At 33.6% G+C, this 19447-nt stretch carries 21 protein-coding genes and 2 pseudogenes; 14 read left to right on the plus strand and 9 right to left on the minus strand.

Annotated elements, in window-relative coordinates:
* The first annotated feature begins 170 nt into the window (after positions 1–170).
* The 3 genes from ACTSKG_RS02785 (at position 171) to ACTSKG_RS02795 (ending at position 2674) form a co-directional block, all read left to right on the plus strand.
* A complete protein-coding gene (locus ACTSKG_RS02785; protein ID WP_464756630.1) occupies positions 171–290 on the plus strand; it encodes a YjcZ family sporulation protein in 120 nt (39 codons plus the stop codon).
* 507 nt (positions 291–797) lie between these two features.
* On the plus strand, positions 798–2279 hold the full coding sequence (locus ACTSKG_RS02790; protein ID WP_464756631.1) for an FTR1 family iron permease: 1482 nt from the start codon (positions 798–800) through the stop codon (positions 2277–2279).
* 20 nt (positions 2280–2299) lie between these two features.
* Positions 2300–2674, plus strand: a complete 375-nt coding sequence (locus ACTSKG_RS02795; RefSeq protein WP_464756632.1) for a hypothetical protein — start codon at positions 2300–2302, stop codon at positions 2672–2674.
* 383 nt (positions 2675–3057) lie between these two features.
* On the opposite strand, the gene ACTSKG_RS02800 is transcribed toward ACTSKG_RS02795, so the two are convergent.
* Complete coding sequence (locus tag ACTSKG_RS02800; protein ID WP_464756633.1) at positions 3058–3234, minus strand: hypothetical protein; 177 nt, start codon at positions 3232–3234, stop codon at positions 3058–3060.
* A gap of 197 nt (positions 3235–3431) precedes the next feature.
* Complete coding sequence (locus ACTSKG_RS02805; RefSeq protein WP_464756634.1) at positions 3432–3557, minus strand: YjcZ family sporulation protein; 126 nt, start codon at positions 3555–3557, stop codon at positions 3432–3434.
* Between the two features lie 314 nt (positions 3558–3871).
* Between ACTSKG_RS02805 and lepB the strand changes: the two are divergent.
* A pseudogene (gene lepB, locus ACTSKG_RS02810) lies at positions 3872–4237 on the plus strand (signal peptidase I); the annotation flags it as partial.
* A 263-nt stretch (positions 4238–4500) separates the two neighbouring features.
* Here lepB and ACTSKG_RS02815 read toward each other — a convergent pair.
* Positions 4501–4725: a hypothetical protein gene (locus tag ACTSKG_RS02815; RefSeq protein WP_464756635.1), complete on the minus strand. Its 225-nt coding sequence runs from the start codon at positions 4723–4725 to the stop codon at positions 4501–4503.
* 284 nt (positions 4726–5009) lie between these two features.
* Here ACTSKG_RS02815 and ACTSKG_RS02820 point away from each other — a divergent pair, with 284 nt between their 5' ends.
* The 5 genes from ACTSKG_RS02820 (at position 5010) to ACTSKG_RS02840 (ending at position 10982) form a co-directional block, all read left to right on the plus strand.
* A complete protein-coding gene (locus tag ACTSKG_RS02820; protein ID WP_464756636.1) occupies positions 5010–5729 on the plus strand; it encodes a helix-turn-helix transcriptional regulator in 720 nt (239 codons plus the stop codon).
* 155 nt (positions 5730–5884) lie between these two features.
* Positions 5885–6766, plus strand: coding sequence for a DMT family transporter (locus ACTSKG_RS02825; RefSeq protein WP_464756637.1), 882 nt, complete (start codon positions 5885–5887; stop codon positions 6764–6766).
* A gap of 214 nt (positions 6767–6980) precedes the next feature.
* The gene (locus ACTSKG_RS02830; RefSeq protein WP_464756638.1) at positions 6981–8246 is read left to right on the plus strand and encodes a M48 family metallopeptidase; all 1266 of its coding nucleotides are present in this window, start codon (positions 6981–6983) and stop codon (positions 8244–8246) included.
* A 332-nt stretch (positions 8247–8578) separates the two neighbouring features.
* Positions 8579–9871, plus strand: a complete 1293-nt coding sequence (locus tag ACTSKG_RS02835; RefSeq protein WP_464756639.1) for an ATP-binding cassette domain-containing protein — start codon at positions 8579–8581, stop codon at positions 9869–9871.
* A gap of 733 nt (positions 9872–10604) precedes the next feature.
* Positions 10605–10982 carry an SET domain-containing protein gene (locus ACTSKG_RS02840; protein ID WP_464756640.1) on the plus strand — a complete coding sequence of 126 codons (378 nt, stop codon included), beginning with the start codon at positions 10605–10607 and terminating at the stop codon, positions 10980–10982.
* Positions 10983–11129: 147 nt separating this feature from the next.
* Here the strand turns inward: ACTSKG_RS02840 and ACTSKG_RS02845 are convergent, their stop codons facing one another.
* From ACTSKG_RS02845 to ACTSKG_RS02870, 6 genes are all read right to left on the minus strand, one after another.
* Positions 11130–11285 (minus strand): hypothetical protein, encoded by a 156-nt coding sequence (locus ACTSKG_RS02845; RefSeq protein ID WP_464756641.1) that lies wholly within the window; start codon positions 11283–11285, stop codon positions 11130–11132.
* A gap of 527 nt (positions 11286–11812) precedes the next feature.
* Entirely contained in the window at positions 11813–12112 is a 300-nt protein-coding gene (locus ACTSKG_RS02850) for a spore coat protein (RefSeq protein ID WP_464756642.1), read from the minus strand.
* Positions 12113–12125: 13 nt separating this feature from the next.
* Positions 12126–12323 (minus strand): hypothetical protein, encoded by a 198-nt coding sequence (locus ACTSKG_RS02855; RefSeq protein WP_464756643.1) that lies wholly within the window; start codon positions 12321–12323, stop codon positions 12126–12128.
* Between the two features lie 18 nt (positions 12324–12341).
* Positions 12342–13478, minus strand: coding sequence for a zinc-dependent alcohol dehydrogenase (locus ACTSKG_RS02860; protein ID WP_464756644.1), 1137 nt, complete (start codon positions 13476–13478; stop codon positions 12342–12344).
* A gap of 17 nt (positions 13479–13495) precedes the next feature.
* The gene (locus ACTSKG_RS02865; RefSeq protein WP_464756645.1) at positions 13496–13864 is read right to left on the minus strand and encodes a spore coat protein; all 369 of its coding nucleotides are present in this window, start codon (positions 13862–13864) and stop codon (positions 13496–13498) included.
* A 17-nt stretch (positions 13865–13881) separates the two neighbouring features.
* Entirely contained in the window at positions 13882–14121 is a 240-nt protein-coding gene (locus tag ACTSKG_RS02870) for a spore gernimation protein GerQ (RefSeq protein ID WP_464756646.1), read from the minus strand.
* Positions 14122–14784: 663 nt separating this feature from the next.
* Between ACTSKG_RS02870 and ACTSKG_RS02875 the strand changes: the two genes are divergently transcribed.
* The 5 genes and pseudogenes from ACTSKG_RS02875 (at position 14785) to ACTSKG_RS02895 (ending at position 19373) form a co-directional block, all read left to right on the plus strand.
* A complete protein-coding gene (locus tag ACTSKG_RS02875; RefSeq protein WP_464756647.1) occupies positions 14785–15882 on the plus strand; it encodes an L-dopachrome tautomerase-related protein in 1098 nt (365 codons plus the stop codon).
* Between the two features lie 142 nt (positions 15883–16024).
* Positions 16025–16195 (plus strand): hypothetical protein, encoded by a 171-nt coding sequence (locus ACTSKG_RS02880; RefSeq protein ID WP_464756648.1) that lies wholly within the window; start codon positions 16025–16027, stop codon positions 16193–16195.
* Positions 16196–16466: 271 nt separating this feature from the next.
* Positions 16467–16697 (plus strand): annotated as a pseudogene (locus tag ACTSKG_RS02885) (P-loop NTPase family protein); the annotation flags it as partial.
* Positions 16698–16970: 273 nt separating this feature from the next.
* Positions 16971–17396 carry a DUF3997 domain-containing protein gene (locus tag ACTSKG_RS02890; RefSeq protein ID WP_464757949.1) on the plus strand — a complete coding sequence of 142 codons (426 nt, stop codon included), beginning with the start codon at positions 16971–16973 and terminating at the stop codon, positions 17394–17396.
* Positions 17397–18299: 903 nt separating this feature from the next.
* Positions 18300–19373, plus strand: a complete 1074-nt coding sequence (locus ACTSKG_RS02895) for a phosphotransferase enzyme family protein (protein WP_464756649.1) — start codon at positions 18300–18302, stop codon at positions 19371–19373.
* Positions 19374–19447 lie beyond the last annotated feature (74 nt).

Genomic DNA, 19447 nt, shown 5'->3' on the forward strand with positions numbered 1-19447 from the left:
TTAATTGTGGGTAGGGCTTTATTATTTTACATGAAAGTCAATTCCGCGTTAGTTTAAATTTGCACCAACAACCCTAACTATTAAGTTCTTCAATACATGATAAATTACCTATTCAATAACATAATCTTTTCATAATCTATAAATATCATTAGGAAAGGAGTGAGTATATTATGTATGGTTGTGGTGAATATTCATATGGTGGGTACAGTAACAACGGGTCGACCTTCGTATTGATTGTAGTATTGTTTATCTTATTAATTATTGTCGGAGCAACTCTTATGAGATACTAAACAAAAATGAAGTAGATTATTTGAATTAATCGAGATAGCTTTGACAACATCGCTTTTTAGTCGTAGGGCAATTTATTTGTCTATTTTATCAACGATTTTAGAGAGATTATTAATTAAGAAGGTAAAAATAATATCTATACTATCTCATTAAGTATCTTCTCTTCTAAAAAAACGACCTTCTCCTAAATGAGCTGGTCGTTTTTTAGTGTAAAGAAATAGTAATATAACCGCATTTATCGCGCAATTTCTATTTCTTCCGCAATTGCATTTGAACCAACAACTTTTATACCAAAACAATAATGAAATAAAAAACACATGCTAAATATACTATGGACTGCGAATTATGAAAGTTTATGCTGCTGTGGAAAGGTTACATTCCAATTCACGTTTAGTAGCAATATATAAAATTTTAATTGACAATCATTATCATTTAAAATAGAATAATAAATGGATAAGCGATATTGAAAATCGTTATCAATTAAACTAATATAGCTTAGGAGTTAGCTTATGGGCAAAAATCTATTATTCAAGATTTCAATCCTTCTATTAATATTTGGATTCGTTTTACATACACCTGCATTAGCAACTGGAAATACAAGTGAAGATATAAAGAAAGCTGAGGAATCAATTGATAAAGCGATTGATCTTGCTTCGAAAGGGGATCTTCTAGAAGCAAAAAAAGCTTATGATGAATTTAATAAAACCTGGCGAGAGATTGAGGAAGGGATCAAGGCTGATTCAGTTGGTGCATATCGAGATATTGAATCGAATATGGGAAAGGTAGTTTATGCCTTTACTATAAAAAAAGAGGACCAAGTTTTAGTGGCTCTACAGGGTTTAAAAGATGTAAATGAAAAAGTAGCTAACGGAGGGTATCCAAAAGATTCTGGTTTTAAGAAAGAAGACATTTCTTTAGATGATTTTATTCTAATTCTTCAACAAACCAAAAAAGAAATAAGTGAAAAAAATCAAGGTCTTGCTATTGAGAACATTAAAAGTGCTAGTAATAGCTGGTTAAGTGTAGAGGGAATCGTTGTTGCGCAATCAGCTTCAGTTTATAATGATTCAGAAAGAGACTTGGTAACAGTTCAAGCAATGCTTTCGGCCAATCCTCCTGAATATGAGCAGGCTAATAAGGTTATTAATAATATGGTAGAATATCTAACTCCATTAGCTAACAAATCTGAATACACGTATTGGGATGCAGCTATGATTCTCATTCGTGAAGGTTTAGAAGCATTACTTGTTGTAATTGCTCTTATGTCCTTCGTAAACAAATCAGGCGAGACAAGAGGAAAAGGATGGATTTGGTCTGGAGTACTTGGAGGCTTGGGAGTTAGTATAATTCTTGCTCTCATTGTTAAGTTTGTGATTTCATCAGGTGCATTTGGTAATAATAATGCTCTAATTGCTGGATGGACTGGGGTATTTGCAGCTGTAATGTTATTATATATGAGTTATTGGCTTCATAGTCAATCGAATATCGCGGATTGGAATCGCTATATTCGTGAAAAAAGCCAAACAGCATTAACAACTGGAAAGCTCGTTTCTTTAGGTGTTCTAGCCTTTCTAGCAGTATTTCGTGAAGGAACAGAAACGGTCTTGTTCTATATTGGTATGGCAAGTCAAATAAAGTTACAATCACTTTTGTTAGGCTTTCTAATAGGTGCAGTAATACTTGGAATTTTAGCCTATTTGATGATATTTGTTGGGTTGAAATTACCACTTCGACCATTCTTCATGGTCTCTAGTGTGATTGTTTTTTACCTTTGTGTTAAATTTACTGGTATGGGTATACATAGCTTGCAATTAGCTGGATTAATTCCAACTACTAATGCTCCAAATATACCAAGTTTAAATTTTTTCGCTCTATATCCTTCATGGGAAAGCACTATACCTCAAGTGATTTTAGTAATAGGGGCAGTAAGTATCATTTTATTTAAACAAATTAAAGTAAAAAAAGTGATTTCAACAAACAATAATAGTTAAAAAGAGAGTAGGAATTGAATATGAAAAAGGTAACATCAAAGTTTTTAACAATAGCTCTTGGAAGTCTATTATTATTAGCAGGATGTGGTTCCAATAATAGTAAGGTTTCTGAAGGTGTCAATAAAATGTTAGATACTACTAATCAATTGTCAAAAGCAATTAATAATGGAGACCAAGAAAAGGTGAAAGAAGTTGGTCCAAAATTAGAAGATCAATGGAAAACATTTGAAGATGATGTAAAAAAAGATAATAAGGATCTTTATGATAAAATTGAAAACTATCTTGACCCAACGATTGCAGGAACAGAAGCTTCTGAACTTGATAAAGACGCATTAAAAACATTGAATGATCAACTTACTAATGCATTGGAAGAATTAGCTGACAAAACAAAATAAATTTAAATCTAAAAAAGTCGAATCCCTTTAACCAAAGAGGGAATCGACTTTTTTTAAAACAACTATAAAGGTTTCTCTAGTTTAAGAAAACGAATCACGAGGGTAAATCAAGTTTATAGGTTATGTAATGATTCCATCTTCTATTCATTAAAATTTTTCTTTCATAAAAAAGTTCATTAATAATTTCGCAAAGTCTTGTACCGAATATAATTAACACTTTGGATTATTTTAATAAATGTAATGTACCACAATGACGTGCGCCAAGTTTTATTCACCTACAACCATGTTCAATAAAAGAACAACATAGTTGTAGGTGAAAGGATTTGATTTTGAATTAGTAATATTGTGTGAAGTAGAGGTACTAATCGGATTCTATCTTAATTTTATATTAAAAATAGAGTTGTGATAAAGAAGAAAGGAAAAAATTCTCTTCTAAAGCGATTTCGTATAAACATTCCTCTTCCTGGGACTATCCCATCTATCATTCCGATCTGTCTTCTACCCATTCTATCTCTCATCATAACCCGACGGCCCATATTTCTCATAACAAACGGTTCCATAATATCACCCCTTTCTGAAGTTCGAGTATTCTTTGAATTCATTCTAAACAATTCCAACATATTGTTCTCATATCTTTCTCCAAGCAAATTATTGATAATAATGGGCAGATTGCTTGAACCTGCCCATTATCCTTATTATTCGTGGTGGTAATACTTAATGGAGTGAAAAATATTAAATATTATTCACCACATAGAGATTAGTAACTACTCATAAAAGAAGCACCTACGATGATAAGGAGAATAAACAATACGACAATCAATGCAAAGCTTGAATTCATTTTACTGCCACCGCTATAGTTTCCATTATATAATTCTTCACTCATATATTTTCACCTCCTACATTAAGATTAAGGATTACTAGAATACATCCTTAAAAATATGTTATGTCAAAAATATAAATGAACTTGGACTAACGTGATAAGTTTCACTTTCTTAGCATTAATTTCGCAAAATATTAAAATACCCTCAATGTTCAAAACTCAAATTTTACGTAAAAAAAGTCTTTAAAAAGAGATAAAATCAGGTGATAGCCCATTTAGATCTATGTAGTTCTTCCATATATTTTGGAATGTTGATTAATAATAAAGTAGTATGGAGTTGCTTCTTGTAACATAGAAGTAGCTTTTTCACTTTCAAAAAATTCACGGAAAATTCAATGATTCCAGCAAATTATTTAGGAAGAGTAGTCGGATGTCCTGGAGAGTCAGTCATGATCAAGTATGGTCACGTATATATAAATAATAAAAAATTAGATACTTTTTATGGAGAGGCAACAATTACTGGAGCTACAGAAGAGGAGTATTTCGAAAAAGCAGATCTAAGCCAAGTAGAGGATATTGATTGGGTGAAAAGTTACTTTAAAACAGATCTAAATCCCATTAAAGTAGAAGAGGGCACGATTTTTGTATTAGTTGATCAGTGGTGGAGGGGGACAGACAGCAAAGATTTCGGTTTGTTACCAGTCGAAAGAATACATGGAAAGGTATTGGGTTATTCGAGATAAAGAAAAGGACTTCAAATGTGAAGTCCTTTCAGACTGTTGACAAACGCTCGCATTCTTCGTTGCTTGCACTTCGTTGTAAGCTCATGAACTTTAGTTCTATTCGCTTCCGCCTCGTGCTAGCGCGCCTCGACTGACAAGCGTTTTCAAGACAGTCTGAAGAGATACCAATCAAAAATGACTTTGTCTACAACCTAAAAGGACTTCAAATGTGAAGTCCTTTGCTAATTAAAGGCAAGCTTTTTTTGTACAATCCTTTTGAAGAATTATCTCTTTTTCTTCTTTCCAAGTTCTTTCGTAGCAGCTTTATTTTTATCAACTATTTTTTCAAACTCAACATATACATGAAATATATTTTCTTCCAATTTCTCAACATTAATCACTTTGCATTTTCGACCTTTTATTTTTATTTCCTCATCAATAGTAGGAATTCGCCGCAAAGCTTGATTTAACACTCGAGTTTTATTTTCAAAAAAGTGAATGGCATACATCTTCTTATCCCCCTTATTCTTTAAAACTAGTTTCTAAAAGATAGAATCTACATATTTTATGATTAGAACGGAGATTTAGAACATAGTAATAAATAATATGTGGATTAGTAATGTGATTGTAATAGTTATGATAAATTCAATAAGTAGTAAGCATCCGTCAGTTATATTCTTGAACAAATGGAAGAGAAAAAAGCGTTATGATAATATGAAAAATATACGAAACTAATAGGTTTTATCAAAGGTTAAGGGAACTAGTTGAAGATGTATGTTTGGAGGAGTTAGTAATGGAACAAATTAATGAAATTGTAGCAGAACGGAGAACGTATACATCTTATAGCGAAAATCACATTCATTCATATGGCCAGTTAATCTTACCTATTGAAGGAAAACTTTCTATAGAGGCGCGCTCAACGGAACTTTTACTAGACCCTGAAACAATATTATTCATTCCACCTGATTGCGATCACACATTTCATTCAGATGTAAGAAACGAGTTTATAATACTAGATATCCCAACTTTTATGTTTACAGGTAGCGAATTACAGAATAGAGTAATCTCCTATCAAGTTAATAACAAATGGAGAAGTATTCGATATCTAATTTTGAATGAAATAGAACAACAATCTTTAAATGGTTCTGCTCTAAAAGAGCTCTATCCCTATATTTCTCGACATCTATTCCATGAACAACAATCTAAATCTATTATGTACATTCATGAACATTATGACAAAAATATTACTGTGCAAGAGCTAGCATCAATTGAAAACTACAACCGTTCCTATTATTCGGAATGGTTTCTTAAAGAAACCGGTAAATCACCTTCTGCATATATACAGGAAGTACGTATAAATAAAGCAAAAGAATTACTTTGCAATACAAATTTACCGATTTTACATATTGCTATTCAAGTAGGCTTTGAACATCAATCGTCATTAACACGAATATTTCAAAAATATGAGGAAATAACACCAAGCCAATTTCGAATGAAAAATATGAGAATCTAGAAAAAAATGTTCAAAAATTTTTAGTGAATACCCACATACGATATTTAGATAAAAACATCTGATTTTCGGAAAAAACGCTCATCTAATTTATGTGAAAATTAGATAATAGCTTGGTATAATGCCTAAGTTTAAGATCTTTAGCAAGGAGCGGAAGTATGAAAACAGTAATAGCATTATTTTTCACATTCTTATGGTCATCTGCAGCAATAGCAACAAAGTTTGGATTGTATTCTACTACTCCTATGGTATTGGCTACCACTCGATTCTTAATCGCGGGAATTTTGCTTTTTCTTTATGTTTATTTGATTAATAGAAAATATCCTTGGCCGAAGTTGCAGGACTGGCGAGGGCTAATTGTTTTAGGGCTATTGAACACAACACTTTATTTAGGTGCAACCTTCTGGGCATTGAACTATGTATCCGCTGGTATATTTAATTTGTTTGTTACAACAAATCCTTTTATCGTTGCTATTCTTTCTTACCTTTGGCTAAAAAGAAAAGTTTCTTTAAAAGAGTGGTTGGGAATGATTGTTGCTTCTATTGGATTACTAATAGCCACTTGGCCCTCTTTAACAAGCAATGAAGTAAAAGGAATTGGATTGCTTATTTTAGGACTAGGAATGGTTTCAATGTCACTTGGAAGTGTTTATTTTAAAAAATCCAATTTAAGTCTTCCGAATATTGTCATTAATACATGGCAAGTGTTGATTGGCGGAGTTGTTTTAATCCCAATTACTTATATCCTCGAAAAAGATAGTTATTTTATAAAAATGGATTATTATCTAATTGGGTCGTTAATTTGGTTAGTGTTTATTATTTCAATCGTTACGATGTTACTATGGTTTTACTTGTTGAAACAGGATGCAGTAAGGGCTAATAACTGGTTATTTATGACACCAGTTTTTGGGTATTTATTAGCTGCAATTTTTCTAAATGAAACAATTACAAAATATGATTTTATAGCAACCATATTCGTTATAACTGGGTTATTACTTTCTGGTAATTTAGCAATTTTCACAAAAAAGTCCATAAAATAAAGCAGTAGAAGAAAACCAAATTGTTTTCACAATTTATCGAGAAGTATTAGGTTTAACGAATAGAGTGTTAAAGTTAAGGTTAATGACCTACAATCAATGAATAAATAAATGGAGAAAAAATTTTGTAAGAAGAAAGTATTGAAGAAATTGGTTCTATCTTTTCTGTTTTTGATTACACTAAATGTAAGTGAGTGTGAATCGAGGCGAAGGGAAATTGACGAAAAAATGGGGTATTAGAGCTCTAGTACTATTTGGAATGTATGCATTAGCGATGTATTTTTATATCTTTCATAGTGATAGTGGTGGTATACCAGCAGCTTTTAAAGGAACAGTTGCAGATCCGTCCGTTTTTATGTCGGAGCGTGAATTGTATCTAAGTGAGGAATATTCAAAAATTAGGAATTTCCTTTTCTTTGTAGTAACTCCGTTTGAATGGCTTGTTTATTTATTTATACTGATTACGGGGCTATCTCTAGCATTTGAAAGATGGTTACCTTTGCAAAAGAAATGGGTAATATTTCAAAATGCAATTTATGTATTTTTATTATCGTTAATTACGTTTATCGCTTTATTTCCATTAAACTATTACCAATATTTTTTGAGTAAATATTACGAAATCAGTACCCAAAGCTTTAACTCTTGGATGCGAGATAATGTCATAGAATTTTGGGTTAATTTTGGAATAACTTTCTTTATTGTGACTTTTCTATATTGGCTTATGAATAAAAGTATAAAGAAGTGGTGGCTTAGTGCCTGGTTATTGATGATACCTTTCTCCATATTTCTTCTATTTATTAAACCAGTAGTAATCGACCCTTTATATAATGATTTCTATCCGCTAACAAATAAAGAATTAGAGACCAAAATTATCTCTCTTGCTGAACAAGCAGATATTCCAACTGAGCATGTATATGAAGTAAATATGGCGGAAAAGACAAATGCGTTAAACGCTTATGTTACGGGTATTGGGAGCAATGCCAGAATAGTGTTGTGGGATACGACTTTAAACCGCTTGTCAGAAAATGAAATTCTCTTCATTATGGCACACGAAATGGGGCATTATGTGGAGAAACATATATACTTCGGAATCGCAAGCTATCTCATAACTTTACTTGTTGGTCTCTGGTTAATAGGGAAACTAATGCCTTGGATCATCGCTCATTTTGGACATATATTAAAAATTAAACGAATAAATGCTATTCATTCGCTGCCTTTATTTTTACTTATTTCTTCTATCTTATTATTTGTTTCAAGTCCACTGTCAAATTACTTTTCTAGATATCAAGAAAATAGAGCGGATCTTTATGCAATAGGTTTAGTGGCTGACCCAGATGCAGCTGTCAGCACTTTTCAAGAACTTACAAAGGCAGGATTAAGTGAAGTGAACCCTCCAGTACTCGTAAAATGGTTTCGGTATTCCCATCCTCCAATGCTAGAAAGAATAAATAAAGTAGCAAAGGAAATTGGAAAAGTTGAGTGAGGAAATATCTGAGAGTGAATGTATGATAATAACTGATTGAATTTTGCGAATAGGCTAATAATAGTTTGACAGTTAAATAACCTTATGCTATTTTTACTGTAATATCTTAGAAGGGATGATGAGTGACCAATGTTAAACTAATTCTATTTATTGTAAAAATGTATACACATTTACATGCAAAATAGGATTAGTCTGCTCATTTATCATATTTCGAAGAACCTTATACATTCAAAATAGGTGTATTTGTTATGCATAAATGATTACTTATAACGACTGATCCTTCCAAATAAAAGGGAGGATTTTTTTGTTTCCTCTCATTAGAGGTGTTTTGAATGACAGGGAATATTCTAATTACAAATATGACATTTAAATACGCATCGATGATCCAACCGATTTTTAAAAATGTAAATTTAAACATTAATGAAAATTGGAAATTAGGGATTGTTGGCAGGAATGGTCGAGGAAAAACAACTTTTTTAAAAATCCTTTTAAACCAGCTTGATTTTGATGGATCTATAGATTCAACATTAGATTTTAAATACTTCCCATCATATCCGGACATTCATGAAGATTTAACCGCTTTAAGTGTGTTACTAAAACAAAACCCACATATTAATATTTGGCAAATTGAGCGTGAGTTAGCCTATATGGATTTATCGCCTAACATACTAGATAAAAAATTTAGTGTATTAAGTGGTGGGGAACAAACAAAACTCTTGCTAATTGAGCTATTTTTGAATGAAAATTCATTTCCTTTAATTGATGAACCGACAAATAATTTAGATTTACATGGCAGAAAAATCGTTGGACAATACTTAAAAAAGAAAAAGGGATTTATTGTTATTAGCCATGATGAGTCATTTTTAAATAAATTTGTTGATCATGTTTTAGCAATTAATAAAGAATCGATTAACTTGATCAAAGGAAATGTGGATACGTGGAAATACGAAAAAGAAAATACTGATTTGCTTTCTGAAGAAAAGAATGCCGAACTAAAATCGGAAATTAAACGTCTTAATGATGTTTCAAGACAAGTGAGCACTTGGGGGATAAAAAAAGAGAATAGTACAAGAGATGCATCAGCAAGGCGATCAGCTGCTAAACAAATGAAAAGAGCGAAAGCAATCAAAAAAAGAACAAACGCAATGATTGAAGAAAAGGAAAGTCTTATTAATAATATCGAAAATGTATTTGAACTTAAAATGAATGTTAAACAACCAAGAAAACAAGTTTTGTTCTTTCGTGATTTTTCAATTTTAAGAGAGGGTGTCCCCCTTTTTAAGCCTATCAACTTAGACGTATATCCAACTGAAAGATTCTTTATTGAGGGGAAAAACGGAGTCGGTAAATCTACTCTATTAAATTTTATACTTGGAACAGAACAGTTAGAATCGATCGGTGAGTATCGAATAATATTGAGTCAAAAAAATCAAGAAGATATAGATTATTCCTCATTCCTTAATCGATTAACTACTAAAGAAGAAAAAGAAGAATACTGGTATCTATTATATCTATTAGGTATTCAACGTTCTAGTTTCTCGGGTAATTCAAAACAATATTTTTATCTTGTTTATAGATTAGCAGATAAATCGAGGAATTTATTAATAAGTACTCCAAATTGTTAATATAACTGACTAGAGTTATTGCTTAGGTATAAAAATAAGAAAAGTCGATTCCTTTAAACTCAGGGAAACGACTTTTTTTGCTGTTTGCAAGCTTCGAATTTTATTATTTACGTGCTAATGGAGTTGTTTTCTTAAATAAGGATTATTTTAGGTAAACTGGACAATCTAAACCTAAACATTACTTTTGGGGCGATGACATTGAACAAAAATGTTCCTCTTCTATTGGTTTTATTTTACATGTTATTTGTGTGTTGAATTATGGAAAAGTAAATGCAAATCTAAACTATACACCACCTTCTTTTGAGGAGAAGTTCACTGAAATTGGATATAAATCTGTAAAAGAGGCGGTTAAGGAGTTTGAAATATGAATGATTCCCTAGAAAATGTTTGTTAATAAAGATTTAACTGAAAATATTTATAAAATTGAATTCCTACATTAAAAAATAAATTGAATTTAAAAGACAAAGAGTATACACTTCAAGATGATCTCAAAGCCATATACTTTGAAGACCAACTATTCAACTTTTTTGTCTTTGAAAAAAATAATTTACAATATATTCTCGGATTTCATAAAAAGGTATCTAAAACAGAAACACCTGACACACTAGTTCGGATAGCTAATTCAGTAAAATACTATTAGGTTCCTTGGTCAAATTCGAACTTTTTTATTTCGTGACCACAAAATTATGTTACAGTTAGAAAGTATATTTTAAAAGTGAGTAGGCGATCAAACATGATTGAGGTAAAAACATCTCCAATAAGTGGTGGAGAATTCAATAGAGGGGTATTTGCTAAATGTGATTTCAAAAAAGGTGAGCTTTTACATGAAGCACCTGTTATTTCTTATCCGAATGAAGAGCATCAATACATTGAGCAAACCATACTCGGGGATTATGCTTTTGAGTTTGGGATAGGTCAATCTGCTATTCTTCTTGGTTACGGAATGTTGTTTAATCATTCGTATGAACCTAATGCAACGTATGAGATTAATTTTAAAAATCGTACATTTGACTTCTATGCTTTCAAAGATATAAAATCTGGAGAAGAAATTCTAATCAATTATAATGGCGACGTTGATGACAAAGATCAACTGTGGTTTAATGAGGAATAAATGATTTAGACGCGATTTGACGAATCTTTTCAGAATAATTATTTTAGAACTGTAGAAAAATTATTTTTAAAACATCATAAGTAACCATCTATCAAGTGTCTGATAGATGGTTATTGTGTTTATAGAAACAAAATGAACAGAGCTATTTCATAATATAGTTGCATTATCGATTTTGTTGGTTATTTTGTTGTGCGTTTTACGTTTAGTTTGATTCAAATCTTGATCTCCAGCAAATTCTTCACGATTATTGTTTTTTGAATTAGGTTCTTTCTTCTTAAAGTTTGGTTTTGTTTTCTTTGCCATGATATCGTCACCTCCTAGAGTTTAATGTGCTCAGAATAGAAGGTGTTATTCAAAATGATTAAGGAATCAACACCATTTCGGTTATATTTATGAATGGTAACAGTGAAACAGATTATTTAATCAATAAAATAATTAAATTTAATAACTTTCAATTTCAAATTAAGGTTATGAAAGGTTGTTTTTATACAAACTATTAAGTTTCCAATCAGGAGCTACTATTTAATAAAGGAATTATTACTTTTTCTGTTATTGTACCCTTCTGCTTTTGCAGAGGAACACAATGAGAGAGGGGACAAGTTAGTCAAGTGCTTATTTTGATTTGATCTAGCTTGCTTCATTATTCTTAGACAGCATTTGTATCACCTCAAGCATTGGTATATCTATAAAAAAAATAGACTGAAGGCAAACCTGATTTTCGGCGAGCTTGTCTACAGTCTGATAGCCACCTGTAGGTGACTTTCTCTATATCTGTACTTTTATTAGAAGTGAATCATAAAATATATACATCTTTCCATTTGACGTATATTTTATAGAGTAGGCAAGTTTATTGCGGTTTCAATATTTTGTAGACTTAATTCGGTTTGCTTGTCACGATCCCATGCATGATACCAGCCTTTTTCCATCATATAATTTGAAATTATTTCATGCATATTAAGAGATTCCTCTAAATGATGAGTGAGAATGGCTTTAATCTCTGGTGTTTCTGACTCAGTAACGGCCATGGCATAATTTCTGATGCCGCTTTTAGCTGAATTCAGTAGATCCATTGCTACAACTTGGTCAGTCAGAGCGTCCATGCCAGTTATATTTTTAATTATCGGATACATGTTCTTTCATCTCCTAATTAGGCTTTGCTTTAGATAGGATGGAAGCAAATTCCTGTAATTGTCTAGTGGAAGTATCAACGTCTTGTTGCAAAATATTTTTTAGTTCTTCATCTGATACTAAACCTTTCATTGTTTTGGACTTAGTTAAACAAAGGGTTTTAAATGCGGTTATTTCTTGTACTTCAAGGACTTCATGTAATGCGTAATCCACTATACAAACCTCCTTTATTTAGGGTTTCAGAACGACCTTAATACAATTATCCGTCCTTCTGTCAAAGATTTCATAGCCTCGCTTAGCTTCACTCAATGGAAGTACATGACTTACTACATCACTTGGATCGATTTTACCTGTAGAAACTAACTCAAACATATATGGCATATAGTGAATAACCGGAGCTTGTCCTGAGCGAATATTCACATTCCGTTGGAAAATATCCCCTAGTGGGAAACCGTTATACCTTCCTCCATATACACCAGTAACTTGAATGGTTCCACCCTTTCTAACCGATTGGGAAGCAATGACAAATGCACTCATGGTTCCACCGTGAAGCTTTAATCCGCTTGCAAGGAACTCTAAGTCGCTCATTTTTCCATCCATGCCCACTGCGTCAATGACAACGTCAGCTCCACCCTTAGTCATTTCCAAAAGATGCATTCCGACATTTTCGTATTGCTCAATATTTACGATTTCTACGTTGTTTGTACGTTTGGCATGCTGCAAGCGGTAATCAATGAAATCAACAGCTATTACTCGCTTTGCCCCTTTTAGCCAACAAAACTTTTGTGCAAAAAGGCCGACTGGACCGCAACCAAGAACAATTACAGTATCCCCGTTTTTAACACCCGCATTGTCCACACTCCAGTAACCAGTAGTCATGGCATCGGCGATAACACTTAATTTTTCATCAGGTTCTTCACAAGTTTCAGGAATTTTAAAGTGGGTGAAGTTAGCAAATGGCACTCGTAAATATTCGGCTTGTCCCCCAGGGTAGCCGCCGGTAGTACCTGAGTAGCCGAAATAAGCTCCCATTTCTCCATTATCATTGGAATTATCACATTGGCTCTCAAGGTGGTTTTTACAATAGACACATTCACCGCAGGCAATATTAAAAGGAATAATGACTCTGTCTCCCTTTTTTACCTTTGTAACACCGGGTCCGACCTCTTCTACGATCCCCATTGGTTCATGTCCTATTACATAATCCTCTTGCAAATTAGGAATCATTCCATGGATTAAATGCAAATCAGATCCACAAATTGCTGTGCTTGTTACTTTAATAATCATGTCATCTGGTTTTTCAATCCGAGGATCTGGAACTTCTTTGACTTCAACATTTTTGATGCCTTGATACGTTACTGCCTTCATCTAAACAACCTCCTAAGTTATTGTTCATCTGGTGTACGATCAAACATACCTTTTCTATTCGTTTCACCTGGGAACAATTTCATGTTGCCGATCATTATAGTATTTTTGGCAGATAGTTGATCGAGTTGATACTGTTCATTCAATTCATAAGGATGAAACCATTTTTTCTTAATCATCAGTTCTGTTATTTCGTGATGCAAAGCAATCCCTTGAGATAGTTGTCTTCGTAAAAGTGCTCTAAGAATAGGTGATGCGGTTTCGGTTAAGGCAACGGCTGTATTCCGCACACCTTCTTTTGCACGAAGCAGAAAATCCATAGCAAATGTTGTATCTGCTAGCTCTGGTACGTTCATTGAGTTTCGCGGGTCTAAGTGATCATTATTCAACGTGGCTTACCTACCTTTCAATTAACAATTGGAGTTGGACGATTTTGAGGGACAGGAGCTTGAAAGGGTGCAAGTTCATATATCTCCTGTAACTCTATAAGAGCTTGTATAGATTGTTCAACATCTTTTTGCATTAAAGCCTTCAGTTCTTGATCAAATACCAGCCCTTGCATTAACTTTGACTTCGCTAAACAGAGAGTTTTAAAGTTGATCGCTTCATGTAAATCCAGCGATTCATGAGGTGCTAATTTTTCCATCCAAGTTTAACCTCCTTTTCTATAGAACAATGATTATTATTCCAATAAATATTTTATTTATACAGAGATGTTTTTCGTAAATGGAACTGGGACGCAGTTGAGAAAGCCGCCAAAGAAATGTGAAGTAATGACAAAAACCTCGAGAAATGTTCCTAAGGTTCAGACTGTAGACAAAAAGCATTTCAAATGGTGACAGTGAATGTGCCTTATAGTTTTTTCGAGATTTTTGTTTTTCCTAAAATTGTTATTAAGTCCCAAAAGGCACTCGAATTTCTACATTCATAGTGCCTTTTATCCAAAGCCTGAAGACCTATTCAGAAACTGAATCGGGTCTTATTTAATTCTGACTGAAAATCTTAATGGGGACACTTGAGTTGTATGTGTACAGGAATAATCCTCATGTAACGTTTTAACGCAAATAACCCACTTTAATGGCAATGCTCAAATACATTGATATATACGGGTTTTGAGCATATTTGTTTAAGTTTCAAAGTAAGAAAGATTAACGTAGAACGTAGGTGGAATCCATTCAAAGGATAAACAACATGTGAATGACAAGCAATTATCATAAAAGGAACATTAGCAAAAAATTTATCAAAAATTATGCACTAAAAAATTTTTTCATCATATATAGATGATATCTGGTTTGATGAGGAGGATATCATGCAACCTATATTACCTATGGAAAATTATTTTGGGCAGTTTGAACTGGTGCATGCTTTTTATGGGGCTATGCCAACAGGTGTCAGCGTTTCCGAAACCGGTCGTATCTTTGTTTGCTTTCCGAAATGGGGAGACGACGTTCAATTTACTGTGGCGGAAATTGTTGAGGGTGAATTGCAGCCTTATCCCAGTTTAGAAACTAATTTGGTTAATACTAGGAATATTACGATGTCTTTCGTAAGTGTCCAAAGTATCGTTGCTGATGGAAGAGGAACACTTTGGGTACTAGACACGGGGGCACCAAATTTTTCTGAACCTATTCAAGGGGGAGCAAAATTAGTTGCTGTTGATTTAAGCACGAATACAATAAGGAGAGTATATACCTTTACAGAAGATGTTGTCTTGCCAACAACTTATTTGAATGATGTCCGTTTGGATTTTCGGATTGGAAGAGCAGGCTATGCATATATAACGGATTCTTCTTCCAGAGGGCCAGGGGGCATTATCGTCGCAGATTTAGAAAATGGGAACGCGTTTAGACGGTTAAATGGGGCAATATCAACTTCACCTGATCCCTATTTTTTACCGAAAGTAGAAGGTGAAATTTTGATGAATCGAAACCCGGACGGCTCGACTTTCCCATTTAGATTGGCTTCCGATAGTTTAGCAATTTCTCCTGATGGAAAGGCTTTATTTTATGCTCCGCTAACCAGCCGTCAGCTGTTCTCAATCTCAACAGAAGCCCTAAGAGATAGAAGGATACAGGACATTAATTTATCCCAATATGTGCAGTATTGGGGAGAAAAAGGCGCGTCTGATGGAATGATCACCGGCTCAAAAGGAACCGTTTATGCGGGAGACTATGAAAACAACAGTATCCGGAAGATATTGCCGAATGGCGTAATGGAAACCATCGCACATGACCCGAGAATTTTATGGCCGGATACTTTTTCGATTGGCCCCGATCAATACTTATATGTCATAGTGAATCAATTACATCGGCAGGCGAGATTTCATTATGGAAGAGACCTGCGGGAAAAACCATACAGTTTACTTCGTATGAGAATTGATGAATTCCCTGCTCCTACCTTTTCATAAAAGTTTTAAACGAAGGTAGCTATCCCTCATCAGGGAGCTGCCTTTTTTGTCAGATAAAATAACAAACAGGTACCTGTGCAAGAATCAATTTTATGGTAAAATGTATAGAATATTTTGGTAGTTAGTTTGGGGGGAGTTATAAGTGGATTTCGTTCTTTGGATTGTTGGTATATTTATTCTGTATATAGTAATTTCAGCAGCCGTCAAGGATGGTATTAACAAATCTGTGATTGGTCAATTTATCGAAAAGAATTATGGGGTTAAAGAAGCGAAAAAATTATTTCTTGATAGTGATTTGGATAATGACAAATAAATCGCTTCTTCAACAACCATGAAAATGAATTTTTTCAAGACAAGAAAAATGACAATACTAGAAAGAACCCTTGCATAAATGAGGAGAGCGTACATTAATAAGTCTATTGATTTCGGTGGACTATTGTCTCCTCTAACCATTTTCATTCTCTCTGGTGCAGCACTATTTTGTGTTGCATGGATGGCTAAAGGGTGCTTTACTTTGAAGGTCCCTGAGCTGGTAAAACGGCTCTTTTTCTTATTCAACAAAAGAAGCAGGATAGTTAAATTGGTTAATCAAACTTACCGATGGAAAAATCGAAATTTTCGGCGAAGATTTAATCAAGATTCAAAAAGAGATTTTAAGAAGTATTGGGTCAATGGTTGAAGTGCCAAGATTTTATGAAAACTTACAGCGAAAGTAAATCTACTAATTAATGCTAATTAAAGAAGCGTTAGAGATTGTAGGGCTACAATATGAAACGAAAAAGGTAGAAGGTAAATATTCTTTGGGAATGAAGCAATGATTAGGGATCCATATTGTATTCATTTTGTGAGTTGTTTAATAGTTGGAAGCCTTATAGATGTGAATAAAATAAGTTGTTTTTTGGAAAAGTTTCAGAGTTATATATTGAATTTCTTTATTGAACGAACGAGTGCATTATTGAAAGATCAATGAGCTGAATAGGCGGCATTTTTTTCTTTTTCAACTAAAGAAGGTTAGTTCAAGAAGGTATCCATTCTAAAGTTTTTTTATCCATCATTACATATTAGAGGAGTGCACTTATTTGAAAAAAGTGATTTTAATATTGCTATGTTGGAGTTTCGCTGGTTGTGCAGGGTTGGCTGACTATGAAATCAATTTAGATAATGGATATCGTATAGACCGTTTATCAGTCCATGTAATTGCAATTTACGGAGATGAACCTATTAAATCAGATGATGAAACATTTTATAATTATTTATATGTTCCAGCTAAGGTGTCAGATGTATGGTGGAACGAGGAATATATAGTCGCTAAACAAATCGTATTAGTAGCTGATGAAAGAGGTTATGAACAACCACCTGAAAAACCTTCTCTGGAAGATTTTCAATATTGGTTAATCGATGTGCACAATCATAAAGTTTTGGGTCCGTTAGATGAAAAAGAATTAGAAAATGAAACAGATAAATTGGGGTTAACCGAGAAAATATCCTTAACACCAATTGAAAAATTAAAATAGAAGGAACTGGACATTATTATTATAATCTTAAACTACAGGTGCAATTTAGATGAATTAGCAGTTTTTTTTGCGATTGTATTGAATAAGTTAATATATCTAAATTTTTGAACAAAAAGGGTGCTTTACTTCAAGAGTTGATTAATGAAGATTTGCACCCACTAATACTTTCTGTATGCGATTTGGTGTCGAATTCCGTTCTTCAATAATACTTCGACGGTATCGAACTAGTCTTACTTAGTTTTGTTATTCCCCCCTTCGAAATTTCAATTGTTAAATCACCCACCCAATTTTCACTTTCACCATACTAACTATTGACTTGGACGACTTTAAATTTTGGAAGTGCTTTAAACAAGACCATTCTTCGATGGTCTATTTTTATGTCCAAAAACATCAAGTAGATTTCATAAATCCATTGTGAAAATTTACAATTAAACTAACACAGCATATTTAGTGGAATAAGAAGGTTTTTTTGGAATGGTGTTGAATAAGTTAAAACATGTAAACTTTTGAACAAAAGTGAAGGCGTTCCAAGGGTGCTTAACTTTCGGCTGGGACAGGCACTTTTATATTGAACTAACAAGAAGGTTTGTTGAACATGAAGTTGGAGGGATAAGGTGCTAGAATGGTTTGGTTCCGCAGCAATTTGTATTAATGAGGACAAAGAAGTTTAAATGGTAAAAAGCAGCTGCTGCTACGGAAAGTCAGTAATTCAGGCGATTAATATGCCCGTGTCTGTAATGGAAACTAAAAAAGTACCCGAGCAATTAATGGTTAAAAGGTTAAATGAAATTACTGAAGGCAAGTTTATAAGTTAAGTTTCTTAAACATGAGCCTTGAAATATAGCAATATAGACAAACACCCACTTTGGGTGAAAATGAAGTCAGATGGAGGAGATACTAATTATGAATCATAATGAAGTTGCTGAAATATACGAAGCTTATTTAAGTCCACTAGTATCAGAGTTGTACGAGTTGGAAGGCTATGAAACAAGTCTAATTAATGCTCATGCCGGAGGGCGGAATGTCGTTTATAACTATGAGAAAGAGGGCGCTAGTGCAAAAATACTCAGAATCGCTTATTTAAATGACAGGAGCCGAGAGGATTTGTTGGGCGAAGTTGAATATATCCAATATTTATTTGAGCATGGCGGTAGTGTCTCGAATGTGATCAGCTCCCGGAAGGGGAATCTACTGGAAGAGTTCACTCATAATAATCTCACCTTTTTTGTCTGCCTGTTCGAAAAGGCTAGGGGAAAAATGCTTGTAGAAAATCATTATCAGTATCGCGAAGGAGTTCCTATTACGGAATACTATTATAACTGCGGTAAAGTTCTCGGGAAGCTGCACCAATTGTCGAAAGGCTATGCTCCTGTTCATCGCCGGTATAGTTTCTTTGATAAATACAATGTCGAGTATATCGATAATCTGATACCGGGTACGTTACCACTGCTTAAGGAGAAGATGGTAGAGCTTCTTAAAGACTTAGAAGGATTGGACAAGAACTCTGAGTCTTTCGGTATGGTACATTTTGATTTTAGTGATGGTAATTATATGATTGACTTTGATACGGGACAAATCACTGTATTTGATTTCGATAATTCATGTTTCTGTTGGTATATGTATGACTTGGCAAATCTCTGGACACTCGGAATGGGATGGATACAATTTGAGCCAGACGCAGGTAAACGAAAAAACTTTATGGAAGATTATTTCAGAACAGTACTTGAAGGATACACATCTGAGACCAAAATCGAAGATTCGATGTTGAATAATTTGTCTTTATTTATCCAAATTACCCTCATGGAAAATATTATAGATGCAGTCGAGGTCATGCGGAACAACGGTGAAGAGCTGAAGTGCGATGAGGAGTTGTCATATAGCATAAAATGCCTCGAAGAAGATATCCCGTATAAGGGATTTTTCCATGAAGTTTTCTCGTGCGAAGAACCTTTCGAGTGTGAGGAACGAAATATTTAATCCACAAATTTCCGAAGATGACGACGGTGTATTGTCATCCCTTACTAGGGACACATTTACTACACGTGGAGGTA

The organism is Psychrobacillus syltrankelensis (assembly GCF_055454035.1).